The sequence below is a fragment of the Streptomyces sp. MH60 genome (assembly GCF_002939385.1).
In the GTDB taxonomy this organism is placed as follows: Bacteria; Actinomycetota; Actinomycetes; order Streptomycetales; family Streptomycetaceae; genus Streptomyces.
Genome location: NZ_MULI01000072.1, coordinates 1 through 18881 on the forward strand (window position 1 = coordinate 1; position 18881 = coordinate 18881).

An 18881-nucleotide genomic window follows, 5' to 3' on the forward strand; every position below is an offset into this window, starting at 1 on the left:
CCCACCGTCGCCCCCGTCCTGCCCGGCCGCCCCGACGCGGACCGGCCGCAGGTCCGCGCCCCCGGCCACCAGCCGGACATCGCCAACGGCCCGCCCTGCCCGTGGTGCTCCACGCCCAACCGCCCCGACCGCCACTACTGCGCCCGCTGCGCCATGCCCCTGGTCGCGAGCGGCGACCAGGGCGCCGTGCGGGCCCCCTGGTGGCGCCGGCTCTTCGGCGGACGGCGCCAGGAGACCCCGTGGGCCGGCGACCGCCCCCGCCTGCGCCGCGTCTTCGACCGCATCGGCACCTGGATCACCGTCGTCGTCGTGGCCACCCTGGTCGTCCTCGGCTTCATGTACATCCCCGACGGCGTCCAGAACACCCGTGACCACTTCGCCAAGCGCGCCCCCGTCTCCCCGGACGCCATCAAGGCGTCGCACTCCTTCCCCGGCCACAAGCCGGAGCTGCTCATCGACAAGCTCAGCAACACCTGGTGGGGGCCGGGCATCTCGCAGTCCGGCCAGGGCGAGTGGGTCGAGGTCAGCTTCACCGAGCCGACCCGGCTGCTCGACGTGATCATCACCCCCGGTGTCTCCACCCGCGCCGACAAGCTGCGGGAGTCGGCCCTGCCGCACCGCGTCAAGGCGACGATCACCATGAAGGACGGGTCGGTCAAGACCCGCGACCTCACCCTGGACCAGGGCGCCGGCGGCCAGCGACGCCCGTTCCGCGTCGGCGAGGTCACCAAGGTCCGCTTCACCATCGAATCCGCCCACGCGGCGTCCGCCAAGAAGCAGGTCGCCATCTCCGAGATCGAGTTCTTCGGCCCCTCCAGCGCCAACCGCTCCTCCTGACCCGGCCCGGGGCCCCGCCGCCGCGCACCGTCGCGGACCGGCGGGGCCCCCACCCGAACGGACGCCACACCATGCGCCGCCCTCCGGGCCACCGGAGGCTGAGGCCATGCCCACAGCACGAGCGATATCCACCGCCGTCCTGCTGTCCACGGCCACCCTGCTCGCCTCCTCCCTCGCGGCCTGCGCGCCCGCGGCCCGGGACGGCGAACGGCACGGCGACACCGGCGGCACCACGTCCGACGCCCAGGCCCTGAACGACCTCCGCGAGCAGTCCCCGACCTGGCGGGACTGCCCCGCCCCCACTCCCCTCCAGGGCGGCGGCGAGGCCCCCGGCGCGCTCCCCGACGGCACCCGGTGGCAATGCGCCACCCTGCGCACGCCGTTGGACTGGAAGCACCCCTCCGGCGAGACCATCGACCTCGCGCTGATCCGCGCCCGCGCGAGCGGCGCCCCGGACGACCGGATCGGCTCCCTGCTCTTCAACTTCGGCGGCCCCGGCGGCTCCGGCGTCGCCACCCTCCCCGGTCTCGCCCCCGACTACGAGAAGCTCCGCACCCGCTACGACCTCGTCAGCTTCGACCCGCGCGGCGTCGGCAACAGCGAGGGCGTGCGCTGCCTGGACGCCGGCCTCCCCGACGAGGACGACATCGACAACACCCCCGACGACGGCGGCGACGAGACCAACGCGCTCGTCCGGTTCAACCGGGCGACGGCGGCCGCCTGCAAGAAGAACTCCGGCGACGTCCTCCCCTACGTCGGCACCACCCAGGCCGCCCAGGACATGGACCTCGTGCGCCAGGTCCTCGGCGACGACAAGCTCCACTACTTCGGCATCTCCTACGGCACCGAACTCGGCGGCGTCTACGCCCACTTGTTCCCCGAGCGCGTCGGCCGCGCCGTACTCGACGGCGTCGTCGACCCCACCCACGACCAGATGGCGCAGGCCCTCGCCCAGGCCGGCGGATTCCAGCTCGCCTTCGAGCACTTCGCCGCCTGGTGCGCCCGGCAGGGCTGCGCACTCGGCGACGACGCCGAGGCCGTCGTGGACCTCGCCGTCGACCTCGAAGAGGCCCTCGACGACACCCCGCTCACCACCTCCGACGGCGGCGAACTCGACGGCGACGCCCTCATCGACGCCATCAGCGGCGCGCTCTACCGGCAGGACTACTGGCCCGCGCTCCGCGCCGGCCTGGAAGCCGCGGCCGACGACAACGGCGAAGTCCTCCACGACCTCGCCGAAGCCCTGGGCCAGCACGGCGCGGGCGGTGACACCGACGACGACCCGACCGACGAGGAGAGCAACGAGGACGACGCCTTCCGGGCCATCACCTGCGACGACTCCAGCAGCCGCTACACCGTCGCGGACGTCCGGTCCCGCCTGGCGGACTTCCTCGAAGCCTCCCCCCTCTTCGGCCCCGGCCTCGCCTGGAGCGCCCTGTCCTGCGACGGCTGGCCGGTCCCCGGAGCCGCCCGGCACCCCGAGGTCAGCGCCCCGGGCGCACCCCCCGTCCTGCTCGTCGGCAACACCGGCGACCCCGCCACCCCGTACGAGGGCGCCGCCCGCATGGCGGAGCGCCTCGGCGAGAAGGTGGGCGTCGAGCTGACGTACGAGGGCGAGGGCCACGGCGCCTACGACAGCGGCAACACCTGCGTCCAGGACACCGTCGTCGCCTACCTGCTGAACGGCACGCTCCCGAAGCCCGGCACGGTCTGCGAGGCGGAACCCCTGCCGGAGGGCAAGTAACCGGCACCGGACGCCGACGCCCCCGCGATCATGGATCGCGGGGGCGTCGGCGTCCGGGTGCAAAGCCCCCTGTCGGATTCGAACCGACGACCTTCGCTTTACAAGAGCGGCGCTCTGACCAGCTGAGCTAAGGAGGCACGCGCGCGGCGGGCGCGCGCAGGCTGCTCCACTGTACACAGAGCCGGTGAACGACGAAATTCGAAAGTTTCGGCGAAATTCACCGACCTCCAGCTACTGACAGATCAGGTGAACGCCGGGTACCGTCCTGCTCAGCTTCACCCGTGTGGACTACACCACCACCTTCCTACAACGGATCGTCCGGCACGTTCCTGCCGGTAGAAGGGGGCCCTTCACCATGGCCACTGTTACGTTCGACAAGGCGACCCGCGTGTACCCGGGTTCCACGAAGCCCGCCGTCGACGGTCTCGACATCGACATCGCGGACGGCGAGTTCCTCGTCCTGGTCGGCCCGTCCGGTTGTGGCAAGTCCACCTCGCTCCGGATGCTCGCGGGGCTCGAGGACGTGAACGGCGGCGCCATCCGCATCGGCGACCGCGACGTGACGCACCTGCCGCCGAAGGACCGGGACATCGCCATGGTGTTCCAGAACTACGCGCTGTACCCGCACATGTCGGTCGCCGACAACATGGGCTTCGCCCTGAAGATCGCCGGCGTCAACAAGGCGGAGATCCGGCAGAAGGTCGAGGAGGCCGCGAAGATCCTCGACCTCACCGAGTACCTGGACCGCAAGCCGAAGGCGCTCTCCGGCGGTCAGCGCCAGCGGGTGGCGATGGGCCGCGCGATCGTGCGTGAGCCGCAGGTGTTCCTCATGGACGAGCCGCTGTCCAACCTGGACGCCAAGCTCCGTGTCTCCACCCGTACGCAGATCGCCTCGCTCCAGCGCCGCCTGGGCATCACCACCGTCTACGTCACCCACGACCAGGTCGAGGCCATGACGATGGGCGACCGCGTGGCGGTCCTCAAGGACGGTCTGCTCCAGCAGGTCGACACCCCGCGGAACATGTACGACAAGCCCGCCAACCTCTTCGTCGCCGGCTTCATCGGCTCCCCGGCCATGAACCTGGTCGAGGTCCCGATCACCGACGGCGGCGTGAAGTTCGGCAACAGCGTCGTCCCGGTCAACCGCGACGCCCTGAAGGCCGCCTCCGACAAGGGCGACCGCACGGTCACCGTCGGCGTCCGCCCGGAGCACTTCGACGTGGTGGAGCTGAACGGCGGCGCCGCCAAGACCCTGTCGAAGGACTCGGCCGACGCCCCGGCCGGTCTCGCGGTCTCGGTGAACGTCGTGGAGGAGACCGGCGCCGACGGCTACGTCTACGGCACGGTCGAGGTCAGCGGTGAGACGAGGGACCTGGTGGTCCGCGTCAGCAGCCGCGCGGTGCCGGAGAAGGGCGCGACCGTCCACGTCGTGCCGCGTCCGGGCGAGACGCACGTCTTCTCGTCCTCCACGGGCGAGCGCCTCACCGACTGAGAGCGGTGACGCGGTGAATCCCCCGCGAAACCCCTCGCCGAGAAACCACGCGACCGGGTGATTCTCACCCGCGTTGACGAAAAGAGCCCTGCGGCCTGCTGCGGGGCTCTTTTCGTTGTCGACAAATACCCCGGCACAACGGACGTTTCGACCCGTGTTCGTCAACCCTCTACCCGGCCGAAGACCACTCTTCATCCCCCGAAGGGGTGACTAAATGTCGCCAAATCATTACCGGGCGCTACCCTCACTCGCGTGAAGCACTCCGTGAAGCACTCCACCACCCGACAGACGCGACGCGGCCGGGGCCCCGCCCGCCGGATCGGCCGCTCTCTCGCCTTCGTCCTGCCCGTCGTCCTGGTGCTCTCCGGGACTCTCGCGGTCACCCGCGTCAACTGGTCCGGGGATCCCGCGGACTCGGTGCTCGCCGCGTCCGAGGCATCCTCCGCCAAGGCCTCCTCCGCCCGCACCGCCCGTGCCCCGCACGAGGTGCTGCGCGACCGGCTGCTGACCGAGTTGCAGGAGGAGGACCCGGGCGTCGCCCTCACCCACCTCCAGCAGGCGGTGAACGAGCGCCCGTCGCTGGCCGACCACTGCGCGACCATCGCCCGCGCCCTCGGCCGCGCCGCGGTGAGGGTCTACGGCCCGACGCGCGCCCAGTCGTACGCCCGCCCGGTCTGCGACACCGCCTTCGCCTCGGGCGTGCTGGCCGCGCACGGCTGAGCGCCCTTCGTAAGGCCGGCGGGGCGCCGCGTACAGTTCGGGCATGACCGATCCGAACGCCGCGTCCCGCCGCCCCGTTCAAGCCGTCGTCCTGGCCGGCGGGCAGGGTTCCCGGCTGCGCCCCTACACCGACGACCGGCCCAAGCCGATGGTCGAGATCCCGGGCACCGGGACTCCGATCATCGGCCATCAGCTCGCCTGGCTCGCCGAGGAGGGCGTCACCGACGTCGTGGTCTCCTGCGGTCATCTGGCCGAGGTGTTGCAGGACTGGCTGAAGAGCGCCGACCTGCCGCTCTCCGTCGCCACCGTCGTGGAGACCGAGCCGCTGGGCCGCGGCGGCGGCCTCAGGCACGCCGCCGCCCACCTTCCGCACCCGGACCGGCCCTGGTACGCCACCAACGGCGACATCTGGACCCGTTTCTCGCTGCGCGACATGGCCGACTTCCACGCCGAGCGGGACGCCGTCGCCACCCTCGCCCTGGCCCGCCCGCGGCTGCCGTGGGGCGCCGTCCAGACGGACGGCTTCGGCCACATCACCGACTTCATCGAGGCGCCGCCGTCGACCTTCGAGATCAACGCGGGCGTGTACGTCTTCTCGCCGGAGTTCGCCGCGATGCTCCCGGAGCGCGGCGACCACGAGCGCACCACCTTCCCCCGGCTGGCCCGCGAGCGCCGGCTGGCCGGCTTCCCGGTCCCGCAGGGCTCCTACTGGCGGGCGATCGACACCGCGAAGGACCTGACCGAGGCGGCCCGGGAACTGGCGGCCCTGGCAGGCCGCTGAGCGCGCCGCCGAGGCCCCGCGGGTACGCGGTACGGCAGCAGGGCCCCGCACCTCGTGTGCGGGGCCCTGCTGTACTGCGTCGGGGGCGTGCTGCCGCTAGCCCAGGAGGCCGCCCACCAGACGGCCGCCGGGCTCTCCGGTGGAGGAGGAGCCGCCGCCGTCACCGCTGCCGGTGCCGCCGCCGGTGGAGCCGCCGTTGCCGCCGGTCGTGGTGCCGCCCGCGGTCGGTCCGGCCGTGGTGCTCGGCGCCTGCCCGGCCGGTGCGGACTGCCGGGGCGGGGCCTGGCCCGTGGTGCCCTGGGTCTGGCTCGGCGTACCGCCGCCGGTGGCGGTGCCGCTGCTGTGGCGGGTCGCGCCCGGGGTGGTCGCGGAGTCCTCCGCGGGGGCGGACGCGCCGTTGGTGGCGCCCTGGGTGGGGGATGCGGAGGCATCCGGGGAGGAGGTCTTCGGCTCGCGGGTGCCGGGGTCCCGCGGGAGCGGGGAGCCGGGCAGCTCGTTGCGCGGGGCCTCGCCGGGCCCCGGGACCACCACGCGGTCGGCGTCCCGGACGGCACCGCCGAGGACGGAGCCGACGAGGAGGGTGACACCGGCGACCAGGAAGGTGATGACGGCGCCGCGGCGCAGGACGTAGCGGCGCAGGTCCCAGATGTCGGACCGGGGCCCGAGCCGGCGCCAGGCGCTGCCCGCGAGCCTGCCGTCCACGGAGTAGACGGGCGCCCCGGCGATGATCAGCGGGGACCAGGCGGCGAGGTAGATGATGTCGGGCGCGTCGTAGACCGGGACGCTCTTCCAGCTGACGGTGACGAGGAGCGCGGCGGACAGGCCGGCGCCGATGACGGCCGCCACGCGCTGCCAGCACCCGAGGACGGTCAGGACACCCACCAGCACCTGGAGGAAGGCGATGACCAGCCCGGCGCCCACGGGGTGGGCGAGGGCGAACTGGCGCAGCGGCTCGGCGACGTCCCAGGGGTGCAGGGTGTTGAGCCACTTGACCATGGAGCCGCGTTCGCCGCCGTCGAAGTAGACGGGGTCGCAGAGCTTGCCCATGCCGGCGTAGATGGAGATGAAGCCGAGGAAGACGCGCAGGGGCAGCAGGACGACGCCGAGGTTCATCCGGCGGCCGGGGAAGTAGGCGTGCCGCGCCGGGTCGTCGCCGCGGCGCCTGCGGCGCCGCTCGCCCTGGTCCGGGTCGTCGTCGGGGCCGTAGCCGTCGTCGTAGCCGTCGCTCCCGGTCCCGAAGTCCTCCGGGCCGTAGGCGGATCCGTCGTAGGCCGGCTCGTCGTAGGCGCTGCCCACGGCGCGCATCGCGGGCAGCAGCCGGGTGCCGTCGGGGACGGGGCCGCGCTGGGCGCCGACGAGGGGGGTCTCCAGCGTCTGGGTGGCCGGGCCGTCGTCGTAGTCGAGGGGGCCGCCGTCGAACTCCACCCGGGGGATGACCTGCGTGGCTCCGGCGTCGGCCGAGCGGTCGGCGGCCGGGGCGTCGGCGTGGTGACCGGCTCCCGCCCGCACCGCCTGGAGCAGCCGGTGCGCGCCGGTGTCGTCCGGGTCGGACCGCCCGCTCCACACGACGGCGCGGCGACGGCCCGCGGCCGGGGCGGCGGGCGTACGGGCGATGTCCTGGGTGGCGCTCAGGTGCCGCGCGATCCGCGGGGACTGGGTCCGCCGCGCGGAGGCACCGAACTGCACGCGGAAACTCGCGTGGTTGACGATGACCTGCGCCGGATCGCTCGGCACCTTCACCATGCTCAGCGCGGGAGCGTCGTCGTATCCCGACGAGCGGTCCCCCGTGGGAGTGCGGGGTGTTCTGGTGTCCACACTCATCTAACCGAGTGATGTGTCGTTAGGACACTGCCTTGACCGCCCCGATCTGTCCGGACCGCGTCAAGCATGTCCGGACAGCCTCGAACACCCCGTCTGGGCTATCCGGCGAACACCCGTTCCCGCCGGGGTCAGCCCCGCCTGCGCGCCGCCTCGTACAGCACGATCCCCGCGGCCACACCGGCGTTGAGGGACTCGGCGCCACCCGGCATCGGGATGCGGACCCGGAAGTCGCAGGTTTCGCCGACGAGTCGCGACAGGCCCTTGCCCTCGCTGCCGACGACGATGACCACGGGGCCGTCGAGGGCCGCCAGGTCGCCCAGTTCGGCCTCGCCGTCGGCGGCGAGGCCGACGACCGTGATGCCGGCCTTCTGGTACGACTCCAGCGCCCGCGTGAGGTTGGTGGCGCGGGCCACCGGCGTACGGGCGGCCGTACCGGCGGACGTCTTCCAGGCGCCCGCCGTCATGCCGGCCGCGCGCCGCTCGGGCACGACGACGCCGTGGCCGCCGAAGGCGGAGACCGAGCGGACGACGGCGCCGAGGTTGCGCGGGTCGGTCACCCCGTCGAGGGCGACGATCAGCGGGTCCACGCCCTCGTCGTGGGCGGCGGCGACCAGGTCCTCGGGGTGCGCGTACTCGTACGGCGGCACCTGGAGCACGAGCCCCTGGTGGTTGAGCCCGTTGGTCATCCGGTCCAGCTCGGGGCGCGGCGCCTCCATGAGGTTGATGCCACCGCGCTCGGCGGCGAGCTGCAGCGCCTCGCGCACCCGCTCGTCGTTGTCGATGAACTGCTGGACGTAGAGCGTGGAGGCGGGCACGCCCTCGCGCAGCGCCTCGTAGACCGGGTTGCGGCCGACGACCAGCTCGGACGTCGACCGGCCGCCACCGCGCCGCTGCTGCGGGCGTCCCGTGGTGCGGCGCGCCTTGGCGTTGGCGGCGCGCTGCTTGGCGTGCCCCTTGCGCATCTCGGCGGGGGGCGTCGGCCCCTTGCCTTCCAGGCCCCGGCGTCGCTTGCCGCCGCTGCCGACCTGCGCGCCCTTCTTGCCGGACATGCGGCGGTTGTTCGCGGCCATGAGTTACCTGTCTCCGCTCTCTACGGGAGTGTGCGTCGTACGTGCGTCTTATGCAGTGTGCCGCCCGGAGGGCCGGGCGGCACAATCGATCTACGGGTTCGGGTCCCGCCGCCCCGCCGGGTCAGCGGGGGCCGAGGCTCCAGCGGGGTCCCTGCGGGCTGTCCTCGATGGCCAGCCCGGACTGTCCGAGCTGGTCGCGAATGGCGTCGGCGGTGGCCCAGTCCTTCCGCGTCCGCGCGGCCTCGCGCTGGTCGAGCACGAGCCGTACGAGGCTGTCGACGACGTGCCGCAGGTCCTCGCCCTGCTCCTGCTCGCCCGCCCACCGCGCGTCCAGCGGGTCCAGGCCGAGGACCCCGAGCATGGCCCGTACCTCGGCGAGCCGGGCGACGGCCGCGTCCTTGTCGTCGGCGGCCAGCGCGCTGTTGCCCTGCCGGACGGTGGTGTGCACGATCGCCAGCGCCTGCGGGACGCCCAGGTCGTCGTCCATCGCCTCGGCGAAGGCGGGCGGCACCTCGGCGGCGGGCTCGACGGCGTGGCCGGCCAGCTCGGTGACGCGCTGCACGAAGCCCTCGATCCGCGCGTACGCCGACTCGGCCTCGCGCAGGGACTCCTCGCTGTACTCGATGGTCGAGCGGTAGTGCGGGGTGCCCAGGTAGTAGCGCAGCACGACCGGCCGCCACTTCTTCACCATCTCGCTCACGAGCACGCTGTTGCCGAGCGACTTGGACATCTTCTCGCCGCTCATGGTGACCCAGGCGTTGTGCACCCAGTACCGGGCGAAGGCGTCGCCGAAGCCGCGGGCCTGGGCGATCTCGTTCTCGTGGTGCGGGAAGATCAGGTCGATCCCGCCGCCGTGGATGTCGAACTCCTCGCCCAGGTACTTGTGCGCCATGGCGGAGCACTCCAGGTGCCACCCGGGCCGTCCCCGCCCCCACGGCGTCTCCCAGCTGGGCTCCCCGGGTTTGGCCGCCTTCCACATGGCGAAGTCGCGCAGGTCCCGCTTGCCGGTCTCGCCGTCCTCGGAGGGCTGGCGCAGGTCGTCGAGGTCCTGGTTGGACAGCGACAGGTAGCCCGGCAGGGACCGTACGTCGAAGTAGACGTTGCCGTCGGCCTCGTAGGCGTGACCGCGCTCGATGAGGCCGCGCATCATCTCGACCATCTCGGTGATGTGGCCCGTGGCGCGCGGCTCGTAGGTGGGCGGCAGGCAGCCGAGGGCGTCGTAGGCGTCGTTGAACGCCCGCTCGTTCTCGTAACCGATGGACCACCAGGGGCGGTTCTGCTCGGCCGCCTTCCTGATGATCTTGTCGTCGATGTCGGTGACGTTGCGGACGAACGTGACGTCATAGCCCCGGTAGGCGAACCAGCGGCGCATGATGTCGAAGTTCAGCCCCGACCGGATGTGCCCGATGTGCGGGGCGGCCTGCACGGTGGCGCCACACAGGTAGATCGAGACGCAGCCCGGCGTGAGGGGGGCGAAGTCACGGATCTGCCGGGCGCTGGTGTCGTACAGGCGAATAGTCACGTGTCCAGGGTAGTAGGCGCCGAGCAGTGCCCAGGGCACACGTACCCCGTTGTTGCGGCGACTTCTCGTCCCCGCGAGTCGGGCGGCGAGTGGGCACAGGCCGGGGTTCAAGGGCGGAGCCCCTGGCGGGGCGCGGGGCGGAGCCCCTGGCGGCGCGTCCGCCGACGGCACTCTCACACCGCCCCGCCCCGCCCCGCCCGGCTAGGGCACCCGCACGACCAACGCCGTGGCCACCGCCATCAGCCCCTCCCCCCGCCCGGGGAACCCGAGCCCGTCCGTCGTCGCCCCCGACACGGACACCGGCGCCCCCACCGCCCCGGAGAGCACCGCCTCCGCCTCGTCCCGCCGCTTGCCGATCTTCGGCCGCGCCCCGACCACCTGCACCGCGACGTTCCCGATCCGGAACCCCGCCGCCCGCACGATCCGCGCCGCCTCCGTCAGCAGCGTCACCCCGGACGCCCCGGACCACTCCGGCCGCCCGGTACCGAAGTGCTGCCCCAGGTCCCCGACCCCCGCCGCGGAGAACAGCGCGTTGCACGCCGCGTGGGCGACGACGTCCGCGTCGGAGTGCCCGGCCAGCCCGGCCCCCTCGCCCTCCCACTTCAGCCCGGCGCACCACAGCTCACGCCCGTCCTCGAAGGCGTGGATGTCCGTGCCGATCCCGACCCGCGGCAGCAGCACCTGCGCATCCGTCTCAGAACCCATCGTTCAGCCTCCTGCGTGCCAGCACCGCCTCGGCGAGCACCAGGTCGAGCGGGCGCGTCACCTTGAACGCCTCCTCGTGCCCCGGCACCACCACCACCGCGAGCCCGAGCTGCTCGACCATGCTCGCGTCGTCGGTGACGTCGTCGGTCACCGTCCCGTGGGCCCGCACCAGCGTCGCCCGGTCGAATCCCTGCGGGGTCTGCACCGCGCGCAGCCGCGCCCGCTCCGGCGTCGCCACCACGGGCTCCGGCTCGCCCGGCACCGCGGCGGGCTCGACCTGCTTGACGGTGTCGGCGAGCGGCACCGCCGGCACCACGGCGGGCGCGCCCTCCCGTACGGCGTCGATCACCGCGTCCACCGTGTCCACCGGCACCAGCGGCCGGGCGGCGTCGTGCACCAGGACGATGTCGTACTCGGGCGGCAGCGCGTCCAGGCCGAGCCGTACGGACTCCTGCCGCGTCTCGCCGCCGGGCACCACGAGGAAGTCCGTCCTCTCGGGCAGCGCGTGCGCGTCCAGGAGGCTCTTGACCTCACCGGCGCCGTCGGGCGGGGCGACGACCACCACGAGGGAGACCCCGCGGGAGGCGGCCATCGCCCGGACCGCGTGGATGAGCATGGGCGTGCCGCCCAGCGCGCGCAGGGCCTTGGGGGCGCCCGGGCCGAGCCGTACGCCCCGGCCCGCGGCCGGAATCACGGCGGCGGTCCTGGGGTGCGGACGGTCCGCGGCAGGCGTCTCGACGGGTGAGGGACGCGATTCGTCAGACATCGGTTCCTGTCAGGTTTGTGTGCTCGACCTAGTTGGGTATGGCCTCACCGTGCCGGGCGCGATGCCTTGACCGGACCCTTCCGTGACCCTGGTCGAGCCAGCAGCCCGGGCCCGGCACGCCAGGACCCGGGGAAACCTCCCGGGATGAGCGTACGAGGATCACCGGCATCCGGACGTCAGGATGCCGGAAACCGTGTGCGGGTACGAACATGCCGCAGCGCCCGGCGACAGCAAGGATGTCATCGGGCACCGCGGCATTTCAGTGCGCTGAACCGAGTGGCTGACGGTCTGCGCCTCGCCTCAGGTCAGGAGGCGAGCACCTCGTCGAGCAGGGCCTCCGCCTTGTCCTCGTTGGTGTTCTCCGCAAGAGCCAGCTCGCTCACCAGGATCTGGCGGGCCTTGGCGAGCATGCGCTTCTCACCTGCGGAGAGTCCGCGCTCGCGCTCACGGCGCCACAGATCGCGTACGACTTCCGCGACCTTGATGACGTCGCCGGAGGCGAGCTTCTCCAGGTTTGCCTTGTAACGACGCGACCAGTTCGTGGGCTCCTCGGCGTACGGCGCGCGCAGTACCTCGAAGACCCGGTCCAGCCCGTCCTGACCGACCACATCACGCACGCCGACGAACTCCGCATTGTCCGCTGGCACACGTACCGTCAGGTCGCCCTGGGCGACCTTCAGCACCAAGTAGGTCTTGTCCACGCCTTTGATCTGGCGAGTTTCGATAGCCTCGATCAGCGCGGCCCCGTGATGGGGATAGACCACGGTGTCGCCAACCTTGAACGTCATGTGACAGGTACCCCTTCCGTGGCTATCCAGGGTAACACGGAAACGGCGTCTTCTGAATGGCGTTTTCGCAGGTCAGGGCATATCTCGGGGCTTGACAACAGCGACAGGAACGTGCTGCGCCGGGCCGCCGGAAGAAAGTATTCGCAGGTCGGAGCGGCTCTCCAGGCCGGGCGAAACACGCACGTCACACACATCCGGAGCCCTCGCCACCTGCCCGAAGATCCCGATATGTCCGGTTCCATGCGTGCGACTTCCGCTACTCCGTTCGGTGGCCGCGTCGGGGTTCCGGTCGAATCCGGAATTGATCACGAGGCACCCCGGCCGGCCCGCCGGTGATCAATTCCCGGCCGCCCCGCGCATTCCTTCACGGAAATTTCGCCAGCCGATCCACGACCTGTATGGCGGAGGGCTTCATAGCTGAATGTCGGACGAGTACGAGCCGCTAAACGACCCTGCGGAACACCACGGACCGGCGCCCGGACCCCGCCGGGACGGCACTCGCACCGCGCCCGGGGCCTACCGCCTGCCGAGCGAAGCGGGAGGTCTTCGGGGAGGGTCGGGTGCGGCGGCCCGAGAACGGCTCGGTAGCCTAAGGCCGCTGACAGCCACTTAGGGCGGCTTTATCCGTTGCCGCCACCCCGCTCGAGTCCAAGGAGTTGCCGCCGCCGTGAGCAGCAGCCTTCGACGCGGTGCCCTCGCCGCCGCCGCCATCGCGTTCTCGATCGCCTCGCTCGCCGCGTGCGGCGCCGGTCACAACGCCCAGACGCTGGAGATCAAGCCGGACAACGCCGCGACGTCCGTGGGCCACATCAAGGTCCAGAACGCGGTCGTCATCACCCAGCCCGACCTGCAGTCGACCGGCCCGGCCGTGGTCTCCGCCACCCTGTTCAACGGCGGCGACAAGGACCAGACCCTCGAGTCCATCACCGTGGCCGGCACCGAGAAGTCCGCCGAGCTGAAGCCCGCCAAGGGTCAGAAGGGCTCCCTGACCGTCCCGGCCGGCGGCCGCCTGATCCTCGGCGGCAAGGACAACGCCGCCGCCGTCCTGCCCAGCAGCCGCGAGGCGGTCCGGGACGGCAACGCGCAGAAGATCACCTTCAACTTCAGCGAGACCGGCGCCGTGAGCCTGCGCGCGTTCGTCGTCCCCGCCGAGAGCTACTTCTCCGACTGGGGCCCGAGCGAGACCCCGGCGGCCCCGGGCGCCTCCGCGCAGCCCTCCGGGGAAGCCTCCGCGCAGACCTCGGGCGAGCCGGCCGACGGGGAGTCCTCGGGCGCCCCGGCGGACGGCGGGACGGCCGGGACGGGCGGGTCCACCGGCGAGCCCTCCGGCGAGGCGAACGGGACCGGAACGGAGACCGACGGCACCGCCCAGGAGTCCGGCACCGGCACCGAAGCCGGCCACTGAGCACCGTACGGACGCACCGGCGTACGACCGAAGGGCGGGACCTCTCCGTGAGGTCCCGCCCTTCGCCGTGTCCGGCGGACCGGCCCGGCCACCCGGCCGGCGGGCCGGCCTACGGCTCGAACTTGTAGCCCAGTCCGCGCACCGTCACCAGGTACCGCGGCGCGCCCGGGTCGGGCTCGATCTTGGCGCGCAGCCGCTTGACGTGGACGTCGAGGGTCTTGGTGTCACCGACGTAGTCGGCGCCCCACACCCGGTCGATCAGCTGCATGCGGGTCAGCACGCGGCCGGCGTTGCGCAGCAGCATCTCCAGCAGGTCGAACTCCTTCAGCGGCAGGTCGACCTTGGTGCCGCCGACGGTCACCACGTGCCGGTCCACGTCCATGCGGACGGGCCCGGCCTCCAGGGCGGCGGGGGCGACCTCCTCCGGCTCGCCGCGCCGGCGCAGTACGGCACGGATGCGGGCGACCAGCTCGCGGGAGGAGAAGGGCTTGGTGACGTAGTCGTCGGCCCCTATCTCCAGGCCCACGACCTTGTCGATCTCGCTGTCCTTGGCGGTCACCATGATCACGGGAACGTTCGAGCGGCCGCGCAGCTGGCGGCAGACCTCGGTGCCCGGCAGGCCGGGCAGCATCAGGTCGAGGAGCACGAGGTCGGCGCCGTTGCGCTCGAACTCGTCGAGTCCGTCGGGGCCGGTGGTCGCGATGGCGACCTCGAAGCCCTCCTTGCGGAGCATGTACGACAGGGCGTCGGAGAAGGACTCCTCGTCCTCGACGACGAGCACACGGGTCACGGAAGGACCTCCGGGGCGGGAAACGTTTCGTACGGGGATGTTTGGGGGGAGTGGGGGGTTGCGGACGACCGCTCGGTCTCGTCGCTGAGCCCGGCGCGGTCGGACCCCCGCTGCGCGCGGTCGCGGGCCAGGCCCGCCTCCGGCAGTCGCAGGGTGAAGGTGGAGCCCTGGCCTTCGGCGCTCCACACCGTGACCTCCCCGCCGTGCGAGGCGACCACGTGCTTGACGATCGCGAGACCCAGACCGGTGCCTCCGGTGGCCCGTGAGCGGGCCGGATCGACGCGGTAGAAGCGCTCGAAGACGCGCTCCTTGTCCTTCTCCGAGATGCCGATGCCCTGGTCGGTCACGGCGATCTCGATCAGGTCGCCGCCGGGGGCGGCGACACGGCGGGCGGCTATGCCGACGCGGGTGCGGGCCGGCGAGTAGTTGACGGCGTTCTCCACGAGGTTGCCGAGGGCGGCGGCGAGCTGGCCGCGGTTGCCGCGTACGTGCAGATCCGCCGTTCCTCCGGCGGCCATGGTGATCTGCTTGGTGCCGGCCGCGTGCCGGCAGCGGTCGATGGCCTCGGCGACCAGCTCGTCCACCCGGACGGGCTCGGCGTCGTCGAGGGGGTCGTCGTTCTGGACCCGGGAGAGGTCGATGAGCTCCTGCACGAGGTTGGTGAGCCGGGTCGCCTCGATCTGCATCCGCCCGGCGAACCGCTCCACGGCCTCCGGGTCGTCCGCCGCGTCCATCACGGCCTCGGACAGCAGCGAGAGCGCCCCCACCGGCGTCTTCAGCTCGTGGCTCACATTGGCGACGAAGTCGCGCCGTACGGCCTCGATGCGGCGGGCCTCGGTGAGGTCCTCGACCAGCAGCAGCACCAGCCGCGACCCGAGGGGCGCGACGCGTGCGGAGACGGCGAGGGCCTCCCCCCGCCCGTTCCCGCGCCGGGGCAGGTCCAGCTCGACCTGCCGTATCTCGCCGTCCCGCCGGGTGTCCCTGGCCATCTGCAGCATCGGCTCGACGGCGAGCTTGCCGCCCCGGACCAGGCCGAGGGCGTACGCCGCCGAGCTGGCCTTCACCACCGCGTCGGCCTCGTCGAGGACGACCGCGGAGGAGCGCAGTACGGACAGGACGGTGTCTACACCGGGCGGCAGCACGGGGTCCGTGTGGAGCGAGGTGCGGGTGGGGCGCTTCTGCTCCCGCTCGCTCCAGCGGAACGCCAGCACGGCGATGACGCCGGTGAGTACTCCGGCGATCGCTGCCGCTGCGGCGACCGCCGCGTTCACGTCCATGGCTCCAGGTTAGGCACGGCGAACCGTCCTGCCCCAGCCATCGGGGTGCGACCTCGAACACTCGTCGCCCAGAGTTCACCTTGGAGCCAGGGACGGTTCATTTGGGGTGCCGGAAACGGACGCGTACAGGCCGGAACGTGTAAGCGTGGGGCACAGCGGGGGCGCGAGCCGGTCTGCGAGCCCCCGAACAACACGTACGAGAGGGAATCCTGATGCGGGACGCGTACCACGAGGAACTTGATTCGATCGGTGACGGTCTGGTGGAGATGGCCCGGCTGGTCGGGTCGGCCATCGGACGCGCCACGACCGCGATCCTCGACTCCGACCTGAAGCTGGCGGAGGCCGTCATCGAGGCGGACCAGAAGGTCGACGCCCTCCAGCACGAGCTGGAGGCCCGGGCGATAACCCTGCTGGCCCGGCAGCAGCCGGTGGCGACGGACCTGCGCATCGTCGTCACGTCGCTGCGGATGTCGGCCGATCTGGAGCGTTCGGGCGACCTGGCCCAGCACGTGGCCAAGCTGGCCCGGCTGCGCTATCCGGAGCGCGCGGTGCCGCACGACCTGCACGCCACCATCCTGGAGATGGGCCAGCTCGCGCAGCGCCTGATGGCGAAGGCGGCCGAGGTGATCATCACCAAGGACGTCGACCTGGCCCTCCAGCTGGAGCAGGACGACGACGCGATGGACCTCCTGCACCGCACCCTCTTCCAGCACCTGATGGACGACCGCTGGAAGCACGGCATCGAGACGGCGGTCGACGTCACCCTCCTGGGCCGCTACTACGAGCGCTACGCCGACCACGCGGTCGCGGTCGCCAAGCGGGTGGTCTACCTGGTCACCGGCGAGCACGCGGACGACCTCCAGTCGGACATCCAGCCGGCGACACAGGTCGAGGGGGCCTGAGGGCCTGAGGGTCCGAGGGGCCTGAGGGCCTGAGGGCCTGAGGGCCTGCGGCCCGCGCGCGTCAACGGCGCAATGGAGCGCACGTTCGCTTCCGTGCGCCGTTGATGCGACGGCCGTTCGGGGCGTGCAATGGACCCACACACCCGGGTCCCAGGCACCCGCTTCCAGGAGGAACCATGGCCGATTCCCCCAGCACGAAGCCCGACCCCGCACAGGAACGCCCGACCGAGCAGCCCACCGAGATCCGCAGCCTCCCGCTGATCGCCGCCTGCGGCTGCGGCTCGGGCTGCGGCTGCGGCTGCCAGTCGGGCAGCCCCTGCCAGTGCGGCTGACGCACCGGCGGTACGGCGGCGGCCGGCACCCCCGGCCGCCGTACGGCCACCGCTGACGGCCACCCCTGGGTGTCGCGTCGTACGACTTGAGTACGGGTACTCAAGCCCTCGCACCCGTTCCCGCCCGACCCTGGAGACAGGAAGCCGGACGAAGACGACGAGCACGGGGAGCCCGAGACCCGATGACGAAGACCACCCGCACCACCCGGATACGCACCCTGACCCGCCTGACCGTCGCCAACCGCGTCTCGGCGGCCTACCTCGCGCTGGTCGGCGGCGCGATGGCCGTCGCCGCGGCGGAGCCCCTCTTCGCGACCGGCCCCGACGCCTCCCTCATCTGGGTCTGGCCGGCCCTGTTCACCTTCCCGGCCTTCGGCTTCGTGGCCTGGCTCGGCGAGGCGGGCTGGGACGGCGACGCCCCGACGTGGTTCTTCGTCGGCGGCATCGTACTCTCGGCGCTCGTCCAGTCGCTGGCCCTGGGGGCGGTGTGGCGGACGCTGCGGGGACGCCGGGGAGATCGCACGCACCACCTGACGACGGCGAACTGACCCCGACGCACGCTGGGGCCCGGGGCACCCGGGTGCGAGAGTGACCCCATGACGGCACCAGGAATCACGGTCGTGGCGGTCGACGAGGTCGAGGACATCGCGGTGGACGGGCTGCGGTGGCTGACGGGGACGGCGCGGGAGACCCCCGGCGGCGGCCTCGCCTGGCCGGCCAGGCCGTCGGAGGACGCCGTCGAACCGATGCTCTACAACGGCACGGCGGGCATCATCCCCGTACTCCTGGAGGCGTGGCGGCACTTCGGCGACGACGCGTACGCCGACACCGCCCTGCGCGCGGCCCGCGACCTGGCCGCCCGCGTCGACGACCTGGACGACGACTCCCTGTACTTCGGCCGCACCGGACTGGCCCTGGTCCTGCGGTCCGTCCACGACTCCCTGGGCGACACGGCCGCGGGCGAGGCCGCGGACCGCGCCCTGCGCCTCGTCCGCTCCCGCTTCGACGGCACCCGCTGGGGCGAGCTGTTCGAGCTGATGGGCGGCAACGCGGGCATCGGCCTGGGCGCCCTCCTGTGCGGCGACCCCGACCTGGCCGTCCTGGCCGTGGAGCCGTACCTGCGTACGGCGGAGCGGACCGCGAACGGCGTCCACTGGCCCCACCGCCCGGACACCGACTCCCGCCTGCACCACGTCTCGCACGGCACCCTCGGCATCGCCCTGGCCCTCGCCCGGGTCGGCGGGGCCACCGGCCGCGGGGACCTGCTCGACCTGGCGCTGTCCGCCGCGGCCGACGTCGTGGCCCGGGACTCCGCGGGACCCGACGGCTTCCTGGCCCCGCACTCCACCCCGCAGTTCCTCCCGGACCTGATCGACCCTGTCAGCTACGGCTGGTGCCACGGCCCCTCCGGCGACGCCCAGCTCTTCCGCACCCTGCGGGACATCACCGCCGACCCCGCCTGGACCGCGCTGGCCGACCGCTGCTGGCACACGGTCACCCACTCCGGCCTCCCTGGGCGACTGCGCCCCGGCTTCTGGGACAACAACGGCCGCTGCTGCGGCACCGCGGGCGTCCTGGCCCTGGCCTGCGACCGGATCGCCGAGCAGCGCGACGCCTTCGACTTCGCCGACGTCCTGGTCGCGGACCTGACCGCCCGCGCGATCCGGGACGGCGCGGGCGCCCGCTGGTCCAACGTCGACTTCCGGTCCACCCCGGGCGACCTCGAACCCCAACCCGGCTGGGCGGGCGGCAACGCGGGCATCGTCCGCGAGCTGCTCCGCTACGTACGCCTGGCCCGCGGGGGAGACCCCGGCTACGCGTTCACGTGGCCGGACCAGCCGCCGGTGTCGCCGCCCGCCTGACCGAACCGGACCGCAGCGATCGGGCACCGCGGAGGCGCCCCCTGCGACGGTGGATGCCGAAGGGAGG

Annotated in this window: 18 protein-coding genes and 1 tRNA gene; 10 read left to right on the forward strand and 9 right to left on the reverse strand. The window is 72.6% G+C overall.

Features of this window, described 5'->3' with window-relative positions; translation table 11 throughout:
- Together BZZ08_RS30690 and BZZ08_RS30695 are read left to right on the forward strand one after the other, a co-directional pair.
- Positions 1-837, forward strand: an 837-nt coding sequence (locus BZZ08_RS30690; protein WP_446750280.1) for an NADase-type glycan-binding domain-containing protein, incomplete at its 5' end; no start/stop codon positions are given.
- A 106-nt stretch (positions 838-943) separates the two neighbouring features.
- Positions 944-2581 (forward strand): alpha/beta hydrolase, encoded by a 1638-nt coding sequence (locus BZZ08_RS30695; protein WP_104635478.1) that lies wholly within the window; start codon positions 944-946, stop codon positions 2579-2581.
- 63 nt (positions 2582-2644) lie between these two features.
- Here the strand turns inward: BZZ08_RS30695 and BZZ08_RS30700 are convergent.
- A tRNA-Thr gene (locus BZZ08_RS30700) sits at positions 2645-2718 on the reverse strand.
- Between the two features lie 218 nt (positions 2719-2936).
- On the opposite strand from BZZ08_RS30700, the gene msiK reads away from it, so the two are divergent.
- The 3 genes from msiK (at position 2937) to BZZ08_RS30715 (ending at position 5574) form a co-directional block, all read left to right on the forward strand.
- A complete protein-coding gene (gene msiK, locus BZZ08_RS30705) occupies positions 2937-4073 on the forward strand; it encodes a diacetylchitobiose ABC transporter ATP-binding protein MsiK (protein WP_104635479.1) in 1137 nt (378 codons plus the stop codon).
- A gap of 264 nt (positions 4074-4337) precedes the next feature.
- On the forward strand, positions 4338-4793 hold the full coding sequence (locus BZZ08_RS30710) for a hypothetical protein (RefSeq protein WP_104635509.1): 456 nt from the start codon (positions 4338-4340) through the stop codon (positions 4791-4793).
- A gap of 43 nt (positions 4794-4836) precedes the next feature.
- Positions 4837-5574, forward strand: coding sequence for a nucleotidyltransferase family protein (locus tag BZZ08_RS30715; RefSeq protein WP_104635480.1), 738 nt, complete (start codon positions 4837-4839; stop codon positions 5572-5574).
- Positions 5575-5670: 96 nt separating this feature from the next.
- Here the strand turns inward: BZZ08_RS30715 and BZZ08_RS30720 are convergent, their stop codons facing one another.
- The 6 genes from BZZ08_RS30720 to BZZ08_RS30750 all read right to left on the reverse strand — a co-directional run bounded on the left by BZZ08_RS30720 (position 5671) and on the right by BZZ08_RS30750 (position 12246).
- Positions 5671-7395: a DoxX family protein gene (locus BZZ08_RS30720; protein ID WP_198601787.1), complete on the reverse strand. Its 1725-nt coding sequence runs from the start codon at positions 7393-7395 to the stop codon at positions 5671-5673.
- Between the two features lie 128 nt (positions 7396-7523).
- Positions 7524-8465, reverse strand: coding sequence for a 23S rRNA (guanosine(2251)-2'-O)-methyltransferase RlmB (gene rlmB, locus BZZ08_RS30725; RefSeq protein ID WP_104635482.1), 942 nt, complete (start codon positions 8463-8465; stop codon positions 7524-7526).
- 121 nt (positions 8466-8586) lie between these two features.
- Positions 8587-9987, reverse strand: coding sequence for a cysteine--tRNA ligase (cysS, locus tag BZZ08_RS30730; RefSeq protein WP_104635510.1), 1401 nt, complete (start codon positions 9985-9987; stop codon positions 8587-8589).
- Positions 9988-10188: 201 nt separating this feature from the next.
- Complete coding sequence (ispF, locus tag BZZ08_RS30735; RefSeq protein WP_104635483.1) at positions 10189-10692, reverse strand: 2-C-methyl-D-erythritol 2,4-cyclodiphosphate synthase; 504 nt, start codon at positions 10690-10692, stop codon at positions 10189-10191.
- Complete coding sequence (gene ispD, locus BZZ08_RS30740; protein WP_104635484.1) at positions 10682-11458, reverse strand: 2-C-methyl-D-erythritol 4-phosphate cytidylyltransferase; 777 nt, start codon at positions 11456-11458, stop codon at positions 10682-10684. The genes ispF and ispD overlap by 11 nt, the downstream gene beginning before the upstream one ends.
- A 305-nt stretch (positions 11459-11763) precedes the next feature.
- The gene (locus BZZ08_RS30750) at positions 11764-12246 is read right to left on the reverse strand and encodes a CarD family transcriptional regulator (RefSeq protein WP_003953493.1); all 483 of its coding nucleotides are present in this window, start codon (positions 12244-12246) and stop codon (positions 11764-11766) included.
- 667 nt (positions 12247-12913) lie between these two features.
- Here BZZ08_RS30750 and BZZ08_RS30760 point away from each other — a divergent pair.
- Positions 12914-13651: a DUF461 domain-containing protein gene (locus BZZ08_RS30760; RefSeq protein ID WP_104635486.1), complete on the forward strand. Its 738-nt coding sequence runs from the start codon at positions 12914-12916 to the stop codon at positions 13649-13651.
- A gap of 109 nt (positions 13652-13760) precedes the next feature.
- Here BZZ08_RS30760 and BZZ08_RS30765 read toward each other — a convergent pair whose 3' ends face one another.
- Together BZZ08_RS30765 and BZZ08_RS30770 are read right to left on the reverse strand one after the other, a co-directional pair.
- Positions 13761-14441 carry a response regulator transcription factor gene (locus tag BZZ08_RS30765; RefSeq protein WP_003974745.1) on the reverse strand — a complete coding sequence of 227 codons (681 nt, stop codon included), beginning with the start codon at positions 14439-14441 and terminating at the stop codon, positions 13761-13763.
- The gene (locus BZZ08_RS30770) at positions 14438-15718 is read right to left on the reverse strand and encodes a sensor histidine kinase (protein WP_104635487.1); all 1281 of its coding nucleotides are present in this window, start codon (positions 15716-15718) and stop codon (positions 14438-14440) included. Before BZZ08_RS30770 ends, BZZ08_RS30765 begins: the two co-directional genes overlap by 4 nt.
- Positions 15719-15930: 212 nt before the next feature.
- On the opposite strand from BZZ08_RS30770, the gene phoU reads away from it, so the two are divergent.
- The 4 genes from phoU (at position 15931) to BZZ08_RS30790 (ending at position 18814) form a co-directional block, all read left to right on the forward strand.
- Positions 15931-16620, forward strand: a complete 690-nt coding sequence (gene phoU, locus BZZ08_RS30775; protein ID WP_104635488.1) for a phosphate signaling complex protein PhoU — start codon at positions 15931-15933, stop codon at positions 16618-16620.
- Between the two features lie 176 nt (positions 16621-16796).
- Complete coding sequence (locus tag BZZ08_RS30780) at positions 16797-16952, forward strand: hypothetical protein (RefSeq protein ID WP_164883312.1); 156 nt, start codon at positions 16797-16799, stop codon at positions 16950-16952.
- A 182-nt stretch (positions 16953-17134) separates the two neighbouring features.
- Positions 17135-17500, forward strand: coding sequence for an SCO4225 family membrane protein (locus BZZ08_RS30785; RefSeq protein WP_104635490.1), 366 nt, complete (start codon positions 17135-17137; stop codon positions 17498-17500).
- Between the two features lie 48 nt (positions 17501-17548).
- Positions 17549-18814, forward strand: a complete 1266-nt coding sequence (locus BZZ08_RS30790; protein ID WP_104635491.1) for a lanthionine synthetase LanC family protein — start codon at positions 17549-17551, stop codon at positions 18812-18814.
- Positions 18815-18881: the final 67 nt, after the last annotated feature.